This window comes from Chitinophaga sp. XS-30 (assembly GCF_008086345.1).
GTDB lineage: Bacteria > Bacteroidota > Bacteroidia > Chitinophagales > Chitinophagaceae > Chitinophaga.
In genome coordinates this window covers 5,746,147-5,765,090 of sequence record NZ_CP043006.1, presented here as the reverse complement: position 1 = coordinate 5,765,090, position 18,944 = coordinate 5,746,147, and the positions used below count along the sequence as shown (strand labels likewise).

At 51.0% G+C, this 18,944-nt stretch carries 16 protein-coding genes; 14 read left to right on the top strand and 2 right to left on the bottom strand.

Translation table 11 applies throughout. The features are described 5' to 3' along the window. Positions 1-5: 5 nt before the first annotated feature. From FW415_RS23190 to FW415_RS23160, 7 genes are all read left to right on the top strand, one after another. Positions 6-2,075 carry a thiamine pyrophosphate-dependent enzyme gene (locus FW415_RS23190; protein ID WP_246858844.1) on the top strand — a complete coding sequence of 690 codons (2,070 nt, stop codon included), beginning with the start codon at positions 6-8 and terminating at the stop codon, positions 2,073-2,075. A 421-nt stretch (positions 2,076-2,496) separates the two neighbouring features. Then, positions 2,497-3,651, top strand: coding sequence for a serine hydrolase (locus tag FW415_RS23185; protein ID WP_148389485.1), 1,155 nt, complete (start codon positions 2,497-2,499; stop codon positions 3,649-3,651). 335 nt (positions 3,652-3,986) lie between these two features. Further along, positions 3,987-4,733 carry a peptidoglycan-binding protein gene (locus FW415_RS23180; protein ID WP_148389484.1) on the top strand — a complete coding sequence of 249 codons (747 nt, stop codon included), beginning with the start codon at positions 3,987-3,989 and terminating at the stop codon, positions 4,731-4,733. Further along, entirely contained in the window at positions 4,714-5,079 is a 366-nt protein-coding gene (hxsD, locus tag FW415_RS23175) for a His-Xaa-Ser system protein HxsD (RefSeq protein ID WP_148389483.1), read from the top strand. The genes FW415_RS23180 and hxsD overlap by 20 nt, the downstream gene beginning before the upstream one ends. Before the next feature lie 2 nt (positions 5,080-5,081). Then, complete coding sequence (gene hxsB, locus FW415_RS23170; protein ID WP_148389482.1) at positions 5,082-6,590, top strand: His-Xaa-Ser system radical SAM maturase HxsB; 1,509 nt, start codon at positions 5,082-5,084, stop codon at positions 6,588-6,590. Continuing rightward, entirely contained in the window at positions 6,590-7,714 is a 1,125-nt protein-coding gene (gene hxsC / locus FW415_RS23165) for a His-Xaa-Ser system radical SAM maturase HxsC (protein WP_148389481.1), read from the top strand. Before hxsB ends, hxsC begins: the two co-directional genes overlap by 1 nt. Positions 7,715-7,787: 73 nt before the next feature. Then, positions 7,788-7,967, top strand: a complete 180-nt coding sequence (locus FW415_RS23160; RefSeq protein ID WP_148389480.1) for a hypothetical protein — start codon at positions 7,788-7,790, stop codon at positions 7,965-7,967. A gap of 18 nt (positions 7,968-7,985) precedes the next feature. On the opposite strand, the gene FW415_RS23155 is transcribed toward FW415_RS23160, so the two are convergent. Beyond that, the gene (locus FW415_RS23155) at positions 7,986-8,204 is read right to left on the bottom strand and encodes a helix-turn-helix transcriptional regulator (RefSeq protein WP_148389479.1); all 219 of its coding nucleotides are present in this window, start codon (positions 8,202-8,204) and stop codon (positions 7,986-7,988) included. Positions 8,205-8,361: 157 nt separating this feature from the next. Here FW415_RS23155 and FW415_RS23150 point away from each other — a divergent pair, with 157 nt between their 5' ends. Continuing rightward, complete coding sequence (locus FW415_RS23150) at positions 8,362-8,610, top strand: hypothetical protein (RefSeq protein ID WP_148389478.1); 249 nt, start codon at positions 8,362-8,364, stop codon at positions 8,608-8,610. A gap of 9 nt (positions 8,611-8,619) precedes the next feature. Here FW415_RS23150 and FW415_RS23145 read toward each other — a convergent pair whose 3' ends face one another. Then, a complete protein-coding gene (locus tag FW415_RS23145) occupies positions 8,620-8,880 on the bottom strand; it encodes a hypothetical protein (RefSeq protein WP_148389477.1) in 261 nt (86 codons plus the stop codon). 109 nt (positions 8,881-8,989) lie between these two features. On the opposite strand from FW415_RS23145, the gene FW415_RS23140 reads away from it, so the two are divergent. From FW415_RS23140 to FW415_RS23115, 6 genes are all read left to right on the top strand, one after another. Next, complete coding sequence (locus FW415_RS23140) at positions 8,990-9,520, top strand: RNA polymerase sigma factor (protein ID WP_148389476.1); 531 nt, start codon at positions 8,990-8,992, stop codon at positions 9,518-9,520. Then, on the top strand, positions 9,521-10,645 hold the full coding sequence (locus FW415_RS23135) for a FecR family protein (RefSeq protein ID WP_148389475.1): 1,125 nt from the start codon (positions 9,521-9,523) through the stop codon (positions 10,643-10,645). Positions 10,646-10,738: 93 nt separating this feature from the next. Then, the gene (locus tag FW415_RS23130; protein WP_148389474.1) at positions 10,739-14,164 is read left to right on the top strand and encodes a TonB-dependent receptor; all 3,426 of its coding nucleotides are present in this window, start codon (positions 10,739-10,741) and stop codon (positions 14,162-14,164) included. A gap of 20 nt (positions 14,165-14,184) precedes the next feature. Further along, the gene (locus FW415_RS23125) at positions 14,185-16,008 is read left to right on the top strand and encodes a RagB/SusD family nutrient uptake outer membrane protein (protein ID WP_148389473.1); all 1,824 of its coding nucleotides are present in this window, start codon (positions 14,185-14,187) and stop codon (positions 16,006-16,008) included. A 30-nt stretch (positions 16,009-16,038) separates the two neighbouring features. After that, positions 16,039-17,340 carry an SMP-30/gluconolactonase/LRE family protein gene (locus FW415_RS23120; RefSeq protein ID WP_148389472.1) on the top strand — a complete coding sequence of 434 codons (1,302 nt, stop codon included), beginning with the start codon at positions 16,039-16,041 and terminating at the stop codon, positions 17,338-17,340. A gap of 14 nt (positions 17,341-17,354) precedes the next feature. Further along, positions 17,355-18,875 (top strand): hypothetical protein, encoded by a 1,521-nt coding sequence (locus FW415_RS23115; RefSeq protein WP_148389471.1) that lies wholly within the window; start codon positions 17,355-17,357, stop codon positions 18,873-18,875. Positions 18,876-18,944 lie beyond the last annotated feature (69 nt).

Genomic DNA, 18,944 nt, shown 5'->3' with positions numbered 1-18,944 from the left:
CGACTTTGGAAGCAAGCATTACTCACCATGTACATGATACGGCATTCCGGGGCCTGCTGCTGCAGGCTTACCGTATCATGTGTATTGCCAGGAGCCTGGCGGACAAGTACGAAGCCAACCGTTCCACCTGCCAGTATGTGCATTCCACTTCCTCCGGCCATGAGGCGATCCAGATCGCGGCCGGCCTGTTGCTGCAGCCATGGGATTATGTGAGTCCATATTACCGGGACGACAGCATGCTGCTGGCCATGGGCTTCACGCCGCGGGAGCTGATCCTGCAACTGCTGGCCAAAGGGGAAGATCCCTTCAGCGCCGGCCGTTCCTATTACAGCCATCCCTGCAGCCGCCAGCCCGGCAAGCCTCTCATCCCGCATCAGAGCAGCGCTACCGGCATGCAGGTGATCCCCGCTACCGGTATGGCGCAGGGCGTGCAATACCTGGAGGAGTCCGGCTTGCTGCAGACCACCGAAAAACCGGTGGTGCTATGTTCGCTGGGAGATGGCAGCGTTACCGAAGGAGAGGTGAGCGAAGCCCTGCAGTTCGCCGTGCTGAAGGGCCTGCCCATTATCTACCTGGTGCAGGACAATGAATGGGGGATCTCCGTGAGCGCAGACGAAGCCCGTGCGATGGACGCCTATGAATATGCCGCCGGGTTTAAAGGGCTGGAGCGGATACGGGTAGACGGGAGCGATTTCGAGGCCAGCTATCACGCGATGGAATCCGCTATCGGCTATGTCCGCTCCATGCGGAAACCTGTTCTTGTGCATGCCGCAACGCCCCTGCTCGGCCATCATACCTCCGGCGTCCGCCGGGAATGGTACCGCAGCGCTGAAGATCTTGAAAAACACGCGTCCCGTGATCCCCTGCCACGCCTGAAAGCATTCCTGTTACAGGCAGGCGTGGATTTTCTTGACATAGAAAAAGCGGAAGCCGAAGCGCTTTCGCTGGTTGATGATGATTTTGACGATGCGCTGAACAGTGCCGAACCTGATCCTTCCACGGTGCAGGACCATGTGTTTGCGCCCACTCCCGTTACCGAAGAGCGCGGCGAACGCGCACCGGCCGGCGGCGGCAAGGTAGTAATGGTGGATGCCGCGCTTCATGCCATTGAAGAGCTGATGCAGGAGCATCCGGAAGCCATCCTGTTCGGGCAGGACGTTGGCCGCAGGCTCGGTGGCGTATTCCGCGAAGCGGCCACGCTGGCAGAGAAGTTCGGGGACCATCGCGTATATAACACCGCCATACAGGAAGCCTATATCATCGGCAGCACGGCCGGGCTGTCCGCAACCGGCGTAAAACCGGTGGTGGAAGTGCAGTTTGGCGATTACATCTATCCAGGTTTCAATCAGCTCGTCAGCGAAATATCCAAAAGCTGCTATCTCACCGCGGGCAGGTTCCCGGTGCAAACGCTCATTCGCGTACCGGTGGGCGCGTACGGTGGTGGTGGCCCTTACCATTCCGGCAGCATTGAATCCACATTGCTCAGCATCAAAGGCATCAAAATAGCTTATCCCTCCAATGCGGCGGATCTGAAGGGCCTGATGAAAGCCGCGTTCCACGACCCCAATCCCGTGATCATGCTGGAGCATAAAGGGCTGTACTGGAGCAAGGTGCCGGGTACCCAGGAAGCCATGACCATAGAGCCATCGCCGGATTATATTTTGCCCTTCGGCAAAGGCCGTGTGGCATTATCCGCGGAAGCGGGAGACAGTATTGGCGTGATCACCTACGGCATGGGCGTGTACTGGGCGAAAGCCGCCGCCGCGAAATTCCCCGGCCGTGTGGAGATCGTTGACCTGCGCACCCTACATCCGCTGGATGAAGAGCTGATCTATACCACCGTCCGCAAACACGGCAAATGTCTGCTGCTCACAGAAGAACAAGTGAGCCATTCCTTCATGATGAGCCTGGCCGGAAAGATCTCCGCCGAATGCTTCAGATACCTCGATGCGCCGGTGATGACCATCGGGGCGATGGACCTTCCCGCTGTGCCGCTGAACAAAAGGCTGGAGCAGGAGATGCTGCCCACCGCCGGGAAGGTGGAGCAGGGTATGGCGGCGTTGCTGGCGTTTTAAAGCTTTTTCCCCGCATCTTTCTTTGGTCAACTACCCCCTGTGACCGGGGGCACTGCTATCTGTTTATACGGATGACAGGGGGATATTGGCATGTGTTCACCTATCGTCTATTCAGATTTTAGATACTGTTAAAGCAGAGATAAAGCACTTCTCGTATAAATATACCTTATAGGTACTTCAATAGTACTTTAACAGTACCTTATAGGTACTTTATCTACGTGACACGAGCGGATGGTGGCGCCTTTCAGGCCTTTTGTCGGGACTGTTTAGTAACCCTTGTTTACGATTATGCAGGTTTTCAACGGCCTGTCAGTTCAGCGCCCGTATCCGTTAACCCTTCTCCCTCTTTTGTAAATCCGCTGACCGCAGCCCGGGCGCAGCGCTATACTTTTGAGCCATCAAACCCAAAAAACTGAATTTTATGAAACCTTCAACCCCAGTAAAATTACTTGCCGCCGTGTGTTTCGCGGCAAGCCTCAGCATCACCTCCTGCAAAAAAGGAGAGTTGATACAGCTGCCGCTTCCGATCAAGTCGAACGACAAAGTGTTCAAATCGGCCATCTTCAAACAGAAACTGCAGGAGCAGCTGGTTGGCGCCCGTGGTTACCAGTTCGTGATCACGCACAAAGGGCAGGTGTCAGACACTGCTGCATTCGGCATCGGTTCCGTTAATGGAGACCGGTCAAGTGTGAATGCCTTCGTAAACATTGCCAGCGTAACGAAAACGCTCACGGCCATCACCGCGCTGAAGTACCTGGATGCCTTTTCGATCGACAATGAGATCGGCCCCTGGCTGCCTTCATCCTGGAACAGGCATGCCGATGTGCGGAAGCTGACCTTCCGGCAATTGCTCACGCACACCTCCGGTATACGTGGCAGCGGCACCAGCTGGAGCAGCCTGATCAGCACCGCCGGCGCAAAGATCGATTCCCCGAAGACGTATGCGTATTCGAACATCAATTTCGCGCTGTTCCGGGCGATGATCCCCAAGTTGCATGATTCCATTACCTTCCGGAACCAGGAATATGATTTGGGAACCACGGCATTTCAAAGCTGGATGAGCGGCGAATATATCCGCCTGGTGCAGGCATATGTCATCTCCAGATCAGGCATCGGTCAGCGTGGATGCGCACCGGTGGCCGGTCGTACTTTCCAGATGCTGAATGAAGCACCATCCCGGCTGAACGGGGTATCTCATACCGACTGGACGGAGTTCTGCGGTGGCGGCGGTTTTGTGCTGACCACAATGGATATGTCCCGCGTGATCACTTATCTGGCGGAGAAAGATATCATCCTTTCCGATAACAAAAAGCTGCTGATGGATACGTATCGCCTGGGCTGGAACAGGGTATTTCCCGTGGAAGGCGGAATGGCATACGGCCATGGCGGAGCGCTGTATTCCGATGTAAATCAGAGCGACAGTCTGGATGTGGGCGATGTAGGTCTGCAGACGCTTATTATGAAGTTCCCTGCCCGTGTGCAGCTGGCGTTATCGATCAATTCTGTGGATAGTACGTGGAGGAATACGAGTGGTATAGTGAAGGCGGCGTTTGATGCTGCATGGGTGAAAGAGTAGAGGCGTATGCTTGAAGACAGGAGGGCGTTCCGGGAGGGACGCCCTTTTTTTTGTGTGCCGGAAAATGAGATGTTTCTTTTTGAATGGGGCTTGTAGCAGCTGTATAGAGAATGGTGAATTTTAATATATACAAACCATCTATATATGAATCTTACACAAATATGTTATTCGCTACAATAGAAATTTATACTATCTTGGATTCATACCTCAGCCTAAATAGCTTAATACAATCCCTGGTTAACTTCATTATTCGGAAATTTTAGCCATAGACATTGTTGAAATATTTCACGTTATCTGTTTCGTTCCCTTTATCTCTAACTCAAATATGAATGTCGATGAGTAAAGAAAAATCTGGTTTCTTAAACCTCGCAAAGAAAAGTTTTGCAATTATATCTGCGGCACTCAGCACCTTATCACAACTTAAGGCAGAAACTCCCGTAAATCATCCGTTGATCAATGATGATAGCGACTTGAATTTTCTGGAATCGCACAAAAATGTGTTGAAACCTCAGCTGGTATTAAAACTTAATTTGGCCAACCCCGAGAATAGCCTGGTGCTTATGCACAGATCGCATAGTTCGCATCGATCCCATTCGTCGCACCGCTCGCACAGTTCACATTACTCATCGTCTTATAGTACCAAAAGTAAATCCACTCCTTCCCCGGCACCCGCTACAAACTATGTTCCTTCTTCTTCTGGTTCACCCGCTAATAAATCCAGCAAGAGTAGTACTACCAATACGAAATCTACTATCAAGCCTCTATATACTGTGCCTAATAGTTCAGCTACTTCCGGCAGTCAGCCCTTAAAAAGTTCAGGGTCTGCAATACCGGAATCTGCTGTTTTGAAACTGGGTGACAGAGACTTGAAAAAAGGGTGTGAAGGAAAAGATGTAGAGGAACTTCAGCGGTTACTTGCTGTTGTGAAAAAAGACATAATTGTCACGGGTTATTTTGGCAATCAGACCGAAGGGATTGTCATTAAATTTCAGGAGGCCAATGATCTTAAACCGAATGGAATAGTAGATAAAAAAACGCTTGATGTACTCAAAATTAAGAATTATGGAGTACCAAATAAATGACAATATCCTTAAAATTAAGATCGATGGGGGAGCATATAATGAAGCCGTAATTCATAAGTGCTTCTATTGGTATTGCAGGGACTTTAATGTTGAGATCGATAAAAAAGACGGGTTTTACGATATTCTTTTTTCACCCAGGAATGGAGTAAATACTTTTGAAGTTCCGGAGTTAATCGAAAGAATAAAGCAAGACCTGATTGATTTCAAGTTAAGAGATATTGTAACCTCAGAGACGAGGACGATACGCGAACTAATAATAGCTAAAGCATTTGCTAATTTTGAGATAGAGGAATTTCCCCAAACAAGTGTTTCAGATCCGGTTGGGTTTGATCCCCAAAATATTTAAGGATGGTGAAAATTGCCGACCCCGTTCATGAAAAGAAAACCCGAAAGTTCCAGGACCTGAATTATTATAGCTCAAAGCATCAATCTGACTATTATCTATTACCATTCAGATTTCATCGGATTTCCGAAGAAAGAGAGGTGATGGTCAATGAAATAGGAGATTGTCTGATTGTTCCGAAAGGAACCGCTGCTCGTGTAATCGAAAGAAACGTTTGTGTGGCAGATGATCCGGAACTATATGGAGATTTGATAGCTAACTTTTTTATCTCCACAACACCGGTCCCTGAATTGCTGAACGTATTGTCTACCCGATATCGGACAAAGAAGTCTTTTCTGGACAATTTTACTTCGCTTCACATTTTCGTTATTAGTCTCCGGTGTGAGCATACCTGTCATTATTGTCAGGTATCAAGAGTTACCAGTGATAAGCATATGTATGATATGAACCAGTATCATATAGATGAAGGTATTAAATTAATGATGCAATCACCCAGTCCATATGTTACAATGGAATTTCAGGGGGGAGAGGCTCTTTTGGCATTCGAGAATATAAAGTATGCTGTTGAGAGAACGAAGCAGGAGGCCATCAGGTATGAAAAAACGATAACTTATGTTATCTGTACAAATCTTGCTCCTTTGACAGATGAGATACTAGTTTATTGTAAAGAAAACAATATTCTTATTTCCACGTCACTTGATGGCCCGGAGTTTATTCATAATAAAAACAGGCACAAACCCAATAATAATAGTTATCAATTGGCAGTGGATGGCATCATGAAATGCAGGTCTGTGCTTGGCGAAGACAATGTTTCCGCATTGCTTACAACTACAAACCTCTCTTTGCAATATCCAAAAGAAATAGTGGATGAGTATGTAAACCTCGGGTTCAGAAACATCTTCCTTCGTCCGATAAGTCCTTATGGATTTGCAACCAGAAGCGCAACAAAGAACAAATATGACGCTTCTCTGTTTTTGACGTTTTATAAAAAAGCTCTCGATAGAATCATAGAATATAACCTTAAAGGGTATTTTATTCGTGAAGATTATGCCAGTATCATTCTTAAAAAGATGCTTACTCCGTTTCCTGTCGGGTACGTTGATCTTCAATCTCCGGCTGGAATTATTAATAGCGTGATCGTGTTTAACTATGATGGCAAGATATATGCGTCTGACGAGGCAAGAATGCTGGCAGAAATGCAGGATTTTACTTTTCAGTTGGGGGTACTGGGAGAACATTCCTATAGCGAGATATTTTATGGAGATAAAGCTTCCGGCCTTACGGCAGTACTCGCTAACGAATCCCTTGCCGGTTGTGCCGATTGTGCTTTTCAGAGCTATTGCGGTGCCGATCCGATATACAATTGGGCAACGCAGGGGGATATGTACGGTCATCGGCCTACAAGCTCTTTTTGCCAGAGAAACATGGAGATAATACGATACATAATTGAGTTGATGGATAGCGATAAGCGCATTGAACGGATATTCAGAAACTGGATAACAGGTAAAAGCTGATGATATTAAAAACAAAAGGGAAGCCCTGGAGGATTGATGAGCCTATCATCGGGAGAGTGGCATTTGATGCTGCCGATGATGCGGAGATACTAATCGTTCAGGATATTGTTCCTGACGATCTAAGGCGTTATAAAGCGATACTGACCAGTCATGATATTGATACATCTATTGATAAAGCGGCAGTATATGCAATACCGGGTTTTGGTCATCTTTCAGCTGGGGATATTGTAGTGGTAAATTCCGATGGAGTAATTAATACACAATACAGGATCGATTCGACTCATAATTTCTTGTTATTTACGGAAAGATGCAATAGCAATTGCCTGATGTGCTCTCAGCCACCGAGGGATAAGGACGATACGGGTTACTTCTATAATATCTACTCGCAGGTCATACCACTTATTCCCAAAGAATGTGCTGAATTGGGCATTACAGGCGGAGAGCCAACCTTATTGGGGGGACTTTTTTTCAAACTGCTGGAGCAGATTCAACACCAATTGCCGGATACGGAAGTTCATTGCCTGACGAACGGACGATCTTTTGCATGGGATGGTTTTGCGAAGAGGCTTGGTGACATGTCATTTAAGCGCCTGATGTTAGGAATTCCTCTTTATTCTGATTTTAATTTGTTGCATGATTATGTTGTACAGGGAGATGGAGCTTTTGAGCAGACGGTGCAAGGGCTATACAACCTGGCAAAGTATGATGTCCGGATCGAGTTACGGATCGTATTGCATAAGCCGACTATCTCCCGACTGAATAAACTTTCGAAGTTCATATACAAGAATTTGCCTTTTGTTGAACATGTTGCGTTTATGGGACTGGAGAATCAGGGTTATACACCTCATAACTTTGACAAGTTGTGGATTGATCCGGTTGAGTATGGCGATGATCTGGCGGAGGCAATGATGTACTTGTCCGATCATGGAATGAATGTTTCCTTATATAATTCACAGTTATGTGTAACGCCGGAGGAAATTTGGCAGTTCTCCCGAAGGTCAATATCAGACTGGAAGAATATTTATCTCGATAAATGCGAGGGTTGTACTGTCAGTGAAGAATGTGGCGGTTTTTTTAGCTCTAACCTTGTAAAACATAGTTTGGGTATAAGGGCATTGAGATAGTGGAGATTGGGTGCACTAAGAAACTCTAGCATGCTGCCTTGTCGGCCTAAAAAACATATTAAATCATGGCATTATGAACATGGCGGAAATAAATTCAATTGTTGTCGTATTTATCGGCATGGTGCTTTTTGTTGTTATTCAAATTATTATAATAAGATGGGTTTTGCGGATTAATGATATTGTGTTTTATCTGGATAAGATCAACGAAAAGCTGTATAAGTTACTGGATGAAAAAGGGCTGAATGAAAAATAGGTAGTGGGCAACCTGCATTCAACTATCACCACCCTGCCTCCGCACCAACAACTCCCTCGCTTCCACATTCAACGCCTCCGCAATCAAAAACAACGTCTCAATCGAAGGTTGCATCCGGTTCGTACACCATTTGGACACGGTGATCCGGCTAACCCCCAACGTTTCCGCCAGCCAGTTATTCGTCCGCTGCTGCTCTGCCAATACCGCTTTTATCCGGTTGAAAACTTTTCCTTCCATGTTGCCTGAAACACTAATTAATATTCAATATAGTATAAATGGAAGAAACAAAAATGTAGAATTAGTTAGCCTAATAACTTAATTAGTAAAATTATTAAGCTATATTAGTAGTGTAATTGTATAATTTATTAACTCAATACACTAAACAACCATCACCATGAAACCATCCTTCCACTTCTCATTCCTCTCCGACGCAGAACAGATCACTCCGCAAACAACCCTCCAATCCTTCTGCCACCGGAACTCCCTCTCAGACCTCCGCAAACTCCTCCACACCTGGCTCTCGGAAACCCTCTCCGCGAACGACACCATCTATGACGATACCCACCATCGCGCGGACCTCCTGTATCTCTACAATGAATTACACCGGCTTCTCGATACCGTATTCCTCCAATACGATCAATAATTGCATCCATCAGCAGAGCATCACCACCCCAACCCCAACACTCCCCCCAATCACACTCGCCACCGCATCCCAGAAGTCGTAATGCCCCCATCCCGTAATTAACGAAAACAACTCAAACCCATAACTGATCGCCACTACAACGGCCATCGCTATTAACAGGGCCAGCATCTGCTGACCGGGGAACAGGAACATCGCAGCGGCCATCAGCACAGCTCCCATAGGTATCCCCACCCAAAAATGCTTCCATTTATCCGGCGCTATTTTCTTCATACCCCGAAATATACTGTAAAAATTCCCCGCGGAAAATCACAAATTCTCTATCTTTCCATTTCATAAACTTCAAATCAAGCCAACAGGTATCAACCAAAACAGGACAGGAATGAGTCATTCTCCCGATGCACAACTGGTGCAGCGTCTCAAGGATGGTGATTTGACCGCATTCGATGCGCTCTTCGTAAAGTATTATAAAATGCTTTGCGTGAACGCGTATTGGTTCCTGCAAAACGACCAGGAGGCCAAAGATCTTGTGCAGACCTTCTTCATGGATATCTGGGACAGAAAACTCTACCTCCGGTTCAATGAAAGCGATATCAAAGGATACCTGCACATGGCCGTGAAGAACCGATGCCTCAACCTGCTGAAACAGCAGAAAATGCAGGACGTGCATCACGAGGCCTTCACCCACCTGCAGCAGCAGGACGCGGAGGCGCCGGATTATTACAACCGCCTTCATACCTCCATGAAGGACCTCTCCGGCCACAAAAGAATGGCCGTACAGATGGTGTACATACAAGGCAAAAGATACCAGGAAGCAGCGGAGGAAATGGGCATCAGCATCAATTCGTTAAAGACCCACCTGAAACGGGGATTGCAGTTTTTGCGGCATGCAGTGCATAAAATAAAAGAGTAAATGGAGCAACAGGAAAAAATATTCCAGTTATACATTCAGCGGCTGTCCGGCAACCTCACGCCGGACGAAGAGTCCTATGTGCAGCGCATGCTGTCGCAGGACGAAGCGTTCCGGGAAACCTGGGGCGCACTGGAATCCCGCGGGCGCTCCATCGGCGCGGGCGATTATGTGCATTCCATCGATCCCGAAGCGGGGCTGCAGGACCTCAACCGCCGCAAGCGCGTCCGTACCCGCAACATCCGCATTAACCTCGCCATTGCGGCTTCCCTGGCTTTGCTGGTAGTGGCCGGAACATTCTGGCTCACCCGCCGGCAGCCGGTATCGCTCCAGCAATTCGTAGCGGCGGCGGAACAGCAGAAGCAGCAGGTCCAACTCGTTACCGCAAATGGACTGTCCGTTTCCCTGAACGGGGACAGCGCACAAAATATCCAGCTCGGCAACGCCACCATCAACGCCCATAACGGCTCGCTCAACTATACCGCCGAAGGCACGGACACCGCGCAGAATGTGCTCACGGTGCCGGCTGGTGAACAATACCGCCTCGTGCTGTCAGACGGCACGGAAGTACACCTGAACGCCTCCACCCGCCTGCGCTTCCCCTTCCATTTCGGGAAAGGCAACCGGGAAGTAACGGTGGAAGGAGAGGCCTTTTTCAAAGTGGCCAAAGATCCCGCCAGGCGCTTCATCGTGCATACACCGCATACGCAGGTGCAGGTGTACGGCACGGCCTTTAATGTTAATACTTACCAGCCGCAGGAAAGAACATCGCTCGTGGAGGGCAGCGTATGGCTGCAGGCGGCCAACGGGCGGCGCTCCGAGCTGAAACCGGGCTTCCAGGCGGCTTACAGCAACGATAAAGGATTTGATATGCTGGCTTTCGATGCGGATGAAGTGCTCTCCTGGATGAACGGCGTATATTATTTCCACAAAATGCCCGTCACCACACTGGCAGTAGAAGCCTCCCGCTTCTATGGGGTGCAGTTCATCCTCGAATCGGACAAATTCTCCGGTATCGCTACCACCGGCCTGATGGACAGAGCTAAATTATCTGAATTCCTCACAGACCTGCAGGTCACTGCCGGCGCGGAATTCCGCTTTGGAGACAAAGCCATCTACCTGAGATAAAAAAAATTCATCACCCCTGTCACCCGTTTCCCCTGAACCGTTGTAGTTAGGCTGAAACGCTTTTGCTTTTTATCAACTAAAACAATTTTCCGCATGAGAGAATGTATGCGCGATTGTCTGCTATCTGTGCGCAGCATAGCAGGTGCTATTGTATTCCTGCTCACCTTCCTTCAAACAGCCGCGGCGCAGGACAAAAAGCCCTCGCTGCAATCCCCGGTAACGCTCGCCGGCGAGAATGTTTCCCTGCTGCAGGTGTTCAGGGCCATCAAAAAACAAACGGGCTTCACCCTGGTGTACAACAACCAGCTGCTGAACGACAGCGAAAGAATGCGTGTCAGCTTCCGCAATGCAAAATTGCAGGAGGTGCTGGACTTTGTGCTGAAAGACAAGAGCATCAGCTACGAAGTGCGCAGCAACCGCATTGTGCTGGACAGAAAGGCGGCTCCGGCCACACCGCCGGCTCCCGCGCAGGAACTGCCCAAACCGCAGACCGGCGTGGTGAAAGGGCAGGTGATGACGCCGGACGGCACACCCGTTCCCGGCGCTTCCGTTGCCGTGAACGGTACTTCCCGTGGCGTGGTAACGGATGCGCTCGGGGTTTTTACCATCAATGCCGCCCCGGACGAGGTGTTGAGGGTGTCTATGGTGGGCATGAACCCGGAAGAGATCAGGGTGGCCGGCCAGAAAATAGTGAAGGTGACCCTCAGCATGAATGTGGACAAGCTGGATGAAGTGGTAGTGGTGGGCTTCGGCAAACAGAAAAAAGTAACAGTGACCGGCGCTGTGTCTACCGTGAACATGCAGGACATGCAAACGCCGGTGCGCTCCCTCACCAACGCGCTCGCCGGTAAAGTGGCGGGCGTCATCTCCATGCAGAGCGGCGGCGGTGAACCGGGGTACGATAATCCCAATTTCACCATCCGCGGCATCGGCACCTTCCAGGGCAGCACCACACCGCTGATCATCGTGGACGGCGTACAACGCGATGATGTGAACAGCACCTACGGCGGCGCGTTCAACAACATCGACCCGGAGGATATTTCCAGCATTTCCCTGCTGAAAGATGCTTCCGCCACGGCGATCTACGGCGCCAGGGGCGCTAACGGCGTACTGATCATCACCACCAAACGCGGTGTGGCGGGCAAACCGAAAGTTGCGGCCAAAGTGGAATCGGGCTTCAACGGCCTCACGCGTATGCCCGAAATGCTGGATGGTGTTTCTTTCATGAAACTCTACAACGAGGCCAGGGTAAACGATGGCAACGCGCCGGCTTATTCCGATGAAGTGATCGCCAAAACGGCCAGCGGTCTCGATCCCTATCTTTACCCGGATGTGAACTGGGTGGACAGGATCTATAAAGACTGGGCTTCCATGACCAATGCCAACGTGAATGTGAGCGGCGGTGGAGAATCCATGCGCTACTACGTGTCCATGAGCTTTTACAACCAGGACGGTCAGTATGATGTGTCTAAAGTGAACGGCTACAATCCCAACCTTAATTTCAAACGTTATGATTTCAGGAGCAATGTAGACCTGAACGTTACCAAAACAACCACCCTCGCACTCAATATCGCTGCCATGCTGGTGGACAGCCGTTATCCCGGCTCCAGCGCTGCCGACATATGGTATAATACCTATTCCACCAACCCGATCGCATTTCCGGTGCAATACCCGGACAATATGTGGGCAGGCCCGCGCAACAACGGCGGCAGTAATCCTTTCAACCTCGTACAGAACAGGGGATATTCCACAGAGTTCAGGCCTTCCGTACAGTCTGTGCTCACCCTCACGCAAGACCTTGGCGTGCTCACCAAAGGCCTCACCGCCACGGGCCGCTTTTCTTTTGATACCTACGGTACTTTCAACAACAGCCGCACCGGCGATAATTCCCTATGGTACGCCGGCTCCCGCGACGGAGAAGGCAACCTGGTATTCGAACAGGTACGCAACGGCACGGATGTGCTCGGGTATTCCGCCTTTTCCGTTGGTGAAAGAGTGATGTACCTCGAAGGAAATATCAACTACGACCGCTCTTTTGGCGATCACAATATCGGCGCACTGGTACTGGGTACTATGCGCAATCGCGTATTGGGCAATGCCGGCGATCTCAAACTCGCCATCCCGTATCGCAACCAGAGCCTGGCCGGCAGGGTTACCTATTCCTACCGGGATAAATACCTGCTGGAAGGGAATGTAGGCGCAACCGGCTCCGAGAACTTCGAGAAGGGCAACCGCTGGGGCGTATTCCCCGCAGTAGCCGCCGGATGGGTGATCTCCCGGGAAAGTTTCTTTGCGCCGCTCAGCGGTACCTTCAGCCTGCTGAAAGTACGCGGCTCCATTGGTACAACAGGTAATGATATTATAGACCAGAACCGTTTCGGTTACCTCACCTATATCACCACCGGCGCCAACGGTATCCAGTTTGGTTCTTCCCCTGCGGGTTACGGCGGCGTTGCGGCTGATGTGATCGGTACCGAGAACCTTACCTGGGAAACATCCACCAAAACGAACCTGGGTATAGACATCGGGTTGTGGGATAAACTGAATATTACGGTAGACATCTTCAAGGATAACCGTACGGATATCCTCATCGATCGCCGTTCTATTTCTTCCGTTGCCGGTTATGAAGGGCAGCAGATATTCGCCAATATGGGCGAGATGGAAAACAAGGGGGTGGATGGCAGCATCGAATACATCACCCGCATCGGAAAAGATATCAGCATCCGCCTCTTCGGCAACCTCACCTATGCCAGGAATAAAATTCTCTTCGCGGACAATCCTCAAATGCTGTATGCATACCAGCAATATGAAGGCACTTCCTTCGGGGAGTTCATCGGTTACCGCCATGCCGGGCTGTTCATTGATGCAGATGATGTGAACAAAAGCCCGGAACAGCTGAGGGCTTTATTTCCCGGTGATATCAAGTACCAGGACCTGAGCGGTGATGGGGTGATCAATGCCAATGACCGCAGCTACCTGGGTAAATCCTCTTTCCCGGTTTGGTCGTACGGCTATGGTTTCAATATCGGCATCAAACGGTTTGAAGTGTCCGCCCTTTTCTCCGGTGTGGCCGATGTAGGCATTATGGCGAATGGTCAGGCTATCGATCCGCAAAATGGTGCGGCATTGGGTGTAGGCGTGGTGCCTTTCACCGGCATCGGACAGTATCCCGCCAACGTGCTCAGCATCGCCAACGACCGCTGGACCAGCGAAAACCCGCGCCAGGATGCTTATTATCCCCGCCTTACCATCACCAATCAAAGCGATAACAACTACCAGCAAAGCGACTGGTGGCTGAAAGATGGCAGCTTCATGCGCCTGCGGCAGGCTTCCCTCGGCTATACCATCATTACACCGGAAATGAACCGCAAAGGCATCAGCAGCCTGCAGGTATATGCCGCCGGCACTAACCTCCTTACTTTTTCGAAGTTCAAACTCTGGGACCCGGAGCTGGGCTCCAACGGCGCGAACTATCCTTTTGCAAGGACGATCACGGTAGGCATGAGGGCTAATTTCTAATCAAGTTTAAAGATCATCGTATGAACATGCATAAATATCTCTTACTGGTCTGTGTGACGATTTTGTTTTCCTGTCATTACCTGGATAAAAAACCGGATAACCTGCTGACGGAAGACCAGATATGGCTGACGAGAGCCCATGCGGAAGGATATCTCAATAACATCTACAGCTACGTATATAATCACGATGGGGGAGACTTCTCCACCATGGGCGCATCCGATGAGGCGTCCGTATCCATCTCCACGGTGAACGTGCGCCAGATGGTGGGCGGCAACTGGAGCGCTTCCAGCGGGTACTTTTATAACTGGGGCAATTACTACGCCGCTATCCGCAAATCCTTCGTTTTTGAACAGAACATAGACATGGTGCCGGCCAGCCAGATCAGTGACGACCTGAAGGCGCAGTACAAAGCGGAAAACCTTTTCCTGCGCGGGTACTACTACTGGATGATCCTGAAACAATACGGCCCCTTCGTAAAAGTAACGGGCCTGATCAACCAGGATGCGGATTTCTCCGAATTTCCCCGCGCGCCTTTCGATACCTGTGTGGCTTACATCAATCAGCTGATGGACCTGGCCAAGCCGGGCCTTCCTTCCCGCTGGGAAGTCTCCAGCAACCTCGGCAGGCCCACCAAAGGCGCCTGCATGGCCATAAAGGTAAAAACGGCTATGCTGGCCGCCAGCCCGCTGTGGAACGGCAATCCCGGATTTGCTGACTTCGAGAATAAAGATGGTACCCGACTGGCGCCGGCTACAGCTTCCAATGAAAAATGGAAGGTAGCCGCGGACGCTGCCAAAGCGCTGATCGATTCAGGGTTCTATAAACTCTTTACCAACCTGGATAATGGCGGCACTACCTTCGATCCCTATCTTTCTGTGCGCGATATTCACCTCACCAACTGGAACGATGAGATCATTTTTGCGAACGTAGGCTGGAGCCGCTGGGGCTGGACGAAATGCGTGTCTCCCGGTCCGGGTGGGTACAACATGTACTGCGCCACCCAGAACATGGTGGATGCATTTGCCATGAAGAACGGCCGCACCATCGATGATCCGCTCTCCCAATACCAGGAAACCGGCTTTGCCCAGAGCGGCGCTCCGGAAAGCTGGGGCCACCGGGAGAACGACTGGAACATGTATGCCAACCGTGAACCGCGCTTCTACGCCAACATCCTCTACAACGCCAGGCCGGTAGTACCTGCGCTGAATGCGGACGACCGGAATTATTTTTCTTCAGATAACAACATTAACGGTCAGGGCCGTACGGAGTTTTACTACAACGGCAAATCCGGCCAGCGCTCCGCGGGCAGCAACAACATCACGGGATACCTGCCGCTGAAACGGGTGAGCCCCAACAGCAACATCCGTTACGATGCCGTGTCCTTTCACGGCCCCTGGATACTGCTCCGCTATGCGGAAATACTGCTGGATTATGTGGAGGCGCTCAATGAGCACAATCCCGGTCATGCGGATATTGTTACCTATCTGAACATGGTGAGAACGAGGGCCGGCCTCCCCGGCATAGAAACCCTTTATCCGGATGCCGTTGGCAACAAGGAAAAGATGCGGGAGCATATCCTCCGCGAACGCCAGGTGGAGCTGTGTTTTGAATCGGACCGTTACTACACGCTCACCCGCCGCCTCATGCTGGGCCAGCCGAAGTACCAGGCCATCTATGCGCTGGATGTGAACGCGAATGACAATGGTCTCGGTTTCTCTTTCACGGGTCTTTATACCCGCAAGCTGTACCAGCAAAGGTATTGGGACGATAAAATGTATCTCTTCCCCATCCTCCAGGGCGATATCGAGAAGAACAGGGCTTTGGTGCAGAACCCGGGATGGTAATCGATTTAATGACAATTTCAACTTATTGATATGATCCGAATCATTTGCAGATACTTCATACTCGCGGCATTGTTCCTGGCGGGATGTAAAAAGGATGATACGCCTTCCCATGTGCCCGGTGCGCCGATGACCATCAGCGAATTCATGCCGCTGCAGGGCGGCGGCGGCACGTCCATCCTCATCAACGGCAGCAATTTCAGCAGCGATACCGCACAGCTGGAAGTGACCATCAATGGCAACAAGCTCGCCATCACCGGCGCCAACACTCACCAGATCATGGCCGTGGTGCCAAGCAAATGCGGCTCCGGCAATGTGATCGTGAAAGTGGGCGGCGACGAGATCACCAGCACCACCGTTTTCAATTATATGTTCACCCGCAGCGTCAGCAATTTTGCGGGCAGCGGTACAGCGGGTTTTGCCAATGGAAAGGGTAACGAAGCACAGTTCAATTTCAGTGGCGAAGCCTGGTACAGAAGCAAAGGCATTGTAACGGACGATGACGGGAATGTTTTTGTGGCGGACCCGGGCAATCACTGCATCCGCAAGATAGACAGCGCGGGCAACGTGACCGTTTTTGCCGGTGATCCCAACAATGGCGGGCATGCGGACGGGCAGGGACTTTCCGCCCGGTTCAGCCTCCCTTATGATCTGGCAATTGACAACGACCGCAACCTCTACTGCGTAGACCCGGGCAACTGGGATATCCGCAGGATCTCTCCGGACGGCACGGCTACCACCATCGCCTGGGCCAGCCAGGAACCCTGGAGTGTGGCGGTGGACAAATCTACCGGTGATGTGTATTACCTCGGCACTGTCAGTCCGGCTAACGTCTACAGGGTTACCCCGGAAGGCAGCAGCGAAAGCGTGATCTCCGGCCTGAATTATCCCGCGGGGATGGACTTCGATAATGAAGGCAACCTCTACATCGCCAGTAACGGCGATCATACCGTTACGAAGTTTACCAAAGCTACCTGGGCGGCCGCTCCTGTTGCAGGTGCGGCGGGTGTTGCAGGGTTTGAGAACGGCGAGGGCAGCGCTGCCCGGTTCGCTTTTCCCTGGGGCCTGGCGGTTGACGCAGATGGCAATCTCTATGTTGCCGGTAACGGTACCTGGGATGGCGGGGCTTATAATCCCGACCAGAGCATCCGCTTCATTTCGGCCGGCGCATGGATGGTGAGCATCTATGCCGGCAGCGGCACTGCGGGGTATGCCAATGCCATCGGTGAAGCGGCGGCTTTCAGCGCACCCGGCGGCGTGGCGGTAGACAAGAATGGTGTGGTGTATGTGCTGGACAAGAACAATAACCGCGTAAGAAAAATCATTTCAGAATAACACAGATACGGACCATGCAATTAAAACTCATCATCTTCCTGTTGGGGCTTTCTTCCGCTGCCTGCAGCAAAAAGAGCAACCCCGGAGGCGGCGCACCGGATACGAGGCAAAATGTTTTTTATGTATCCGCTTCCGGCAACGATGCGGCTGCCGGTACCAAAGATGCGCCATTGGGCGGCATCAACACGGCCCTGGGCAAAGCGGCGCCGGGAGATACCGTGATCGTCAGGGGCGGCAGGTATCACGAAAAAGTGGCTTTCCCCCGCTCCGGCCGGCTGGATAAATACATCACCCTCAAAGCCTATCCCGGTGAGCAGCCTTTTATCGACGGAACGGGCCTGCCCATCACCGGCAAGGAAGCGCTGGTGACCATCCGTAATGCCAGTTACATTATCTTCGAAGGTTTTGATGTATGCCATTACACCAGCAGCACGCCCTGGGTGAACATCAACGGCATTGTGGCGGATGAAGGCTCCAGCCATCTCATCATCCGCAGGAACAAAATTTATAATATCGAGCACAACGTTGCCGCCACGGACGGCAGGAGCGGGCATGCCATTGAGATCATCGGCAATACGGCCACGGTAATGACGGACATTCTCGTGGAAGACAACGAGATACACGACTGCAATACCGGCTACAGCGAAAATCTGACCATCAACGGGTATGTGGATGGATTTATCATCCGCCGGAACAAGATCTACAATGCAGAGAACATCGGCATCGATGCGGCCGGAGGGTATGCGGCCAACCCGAACCCCGATTTCAATTATGCCCGCAACGGCCTGATCACGGAAAATGAATTGTTCGATATAGATATGACCACCGGTCCCGTTGGTCCCAATCACGGCCACGGCGCTATCGCCATTTATGTGGATGGCGCGCGTAATATTATCGTTGAAAGGAACATGGTGCGTGACTGCGACAGGGGCATCGGCATCGTGAGCGAAACGGATGCATATCCCACCAGCAATTGTATTGTGCGGAACAACATCGTGACCGGCTGCTACCGCACCGGCATTTATCTCGGCGGCTATCTGGGATACACAGGCGGCGGCACCCGTAACAGCTATGTGGTGAACAACACCTTGTACCAGAACAACCGGGAGAACGGCGCTTTTGGTGAGATAGAAGGCGAGTTGCGCCTGACGGAGCATTGTGTTGATAACGTCATCAGCAATAACCTCGTATATGCAAGACCGGTAGACCTGCTGGTGCATAAATACACCAATACCGGCAGCGGCAACGTCATCAACAATAACCTGTATTTCACTACCGGTACCCCGGGATGGATATGGGACAGCACGAACGGAGCGCCTTATACCGATTTCAGCGCCTGGCAGGCCGCTACGGGTATGGATGCCCAGTCGGTTTACGGCGCGGACCCGCTGCTGGCTGCAGACTTTTCCCTGCAGGCGGGTTCTCCGGCCAAAGATGCCGGCGTAGTGATCAGTGCGGATGTGCAGGGAACGATGGATTTTAAAGGTCAACCGAGAATAGTGGGCAACAAGATCAGCATCGGGGCCTGTCAATAGCAAAGCAGCCGTTTAAAAAGCCTGCAAAGGCAGGTGTTACTCTTTATTGCAAGAGGTTGTATCATAGTA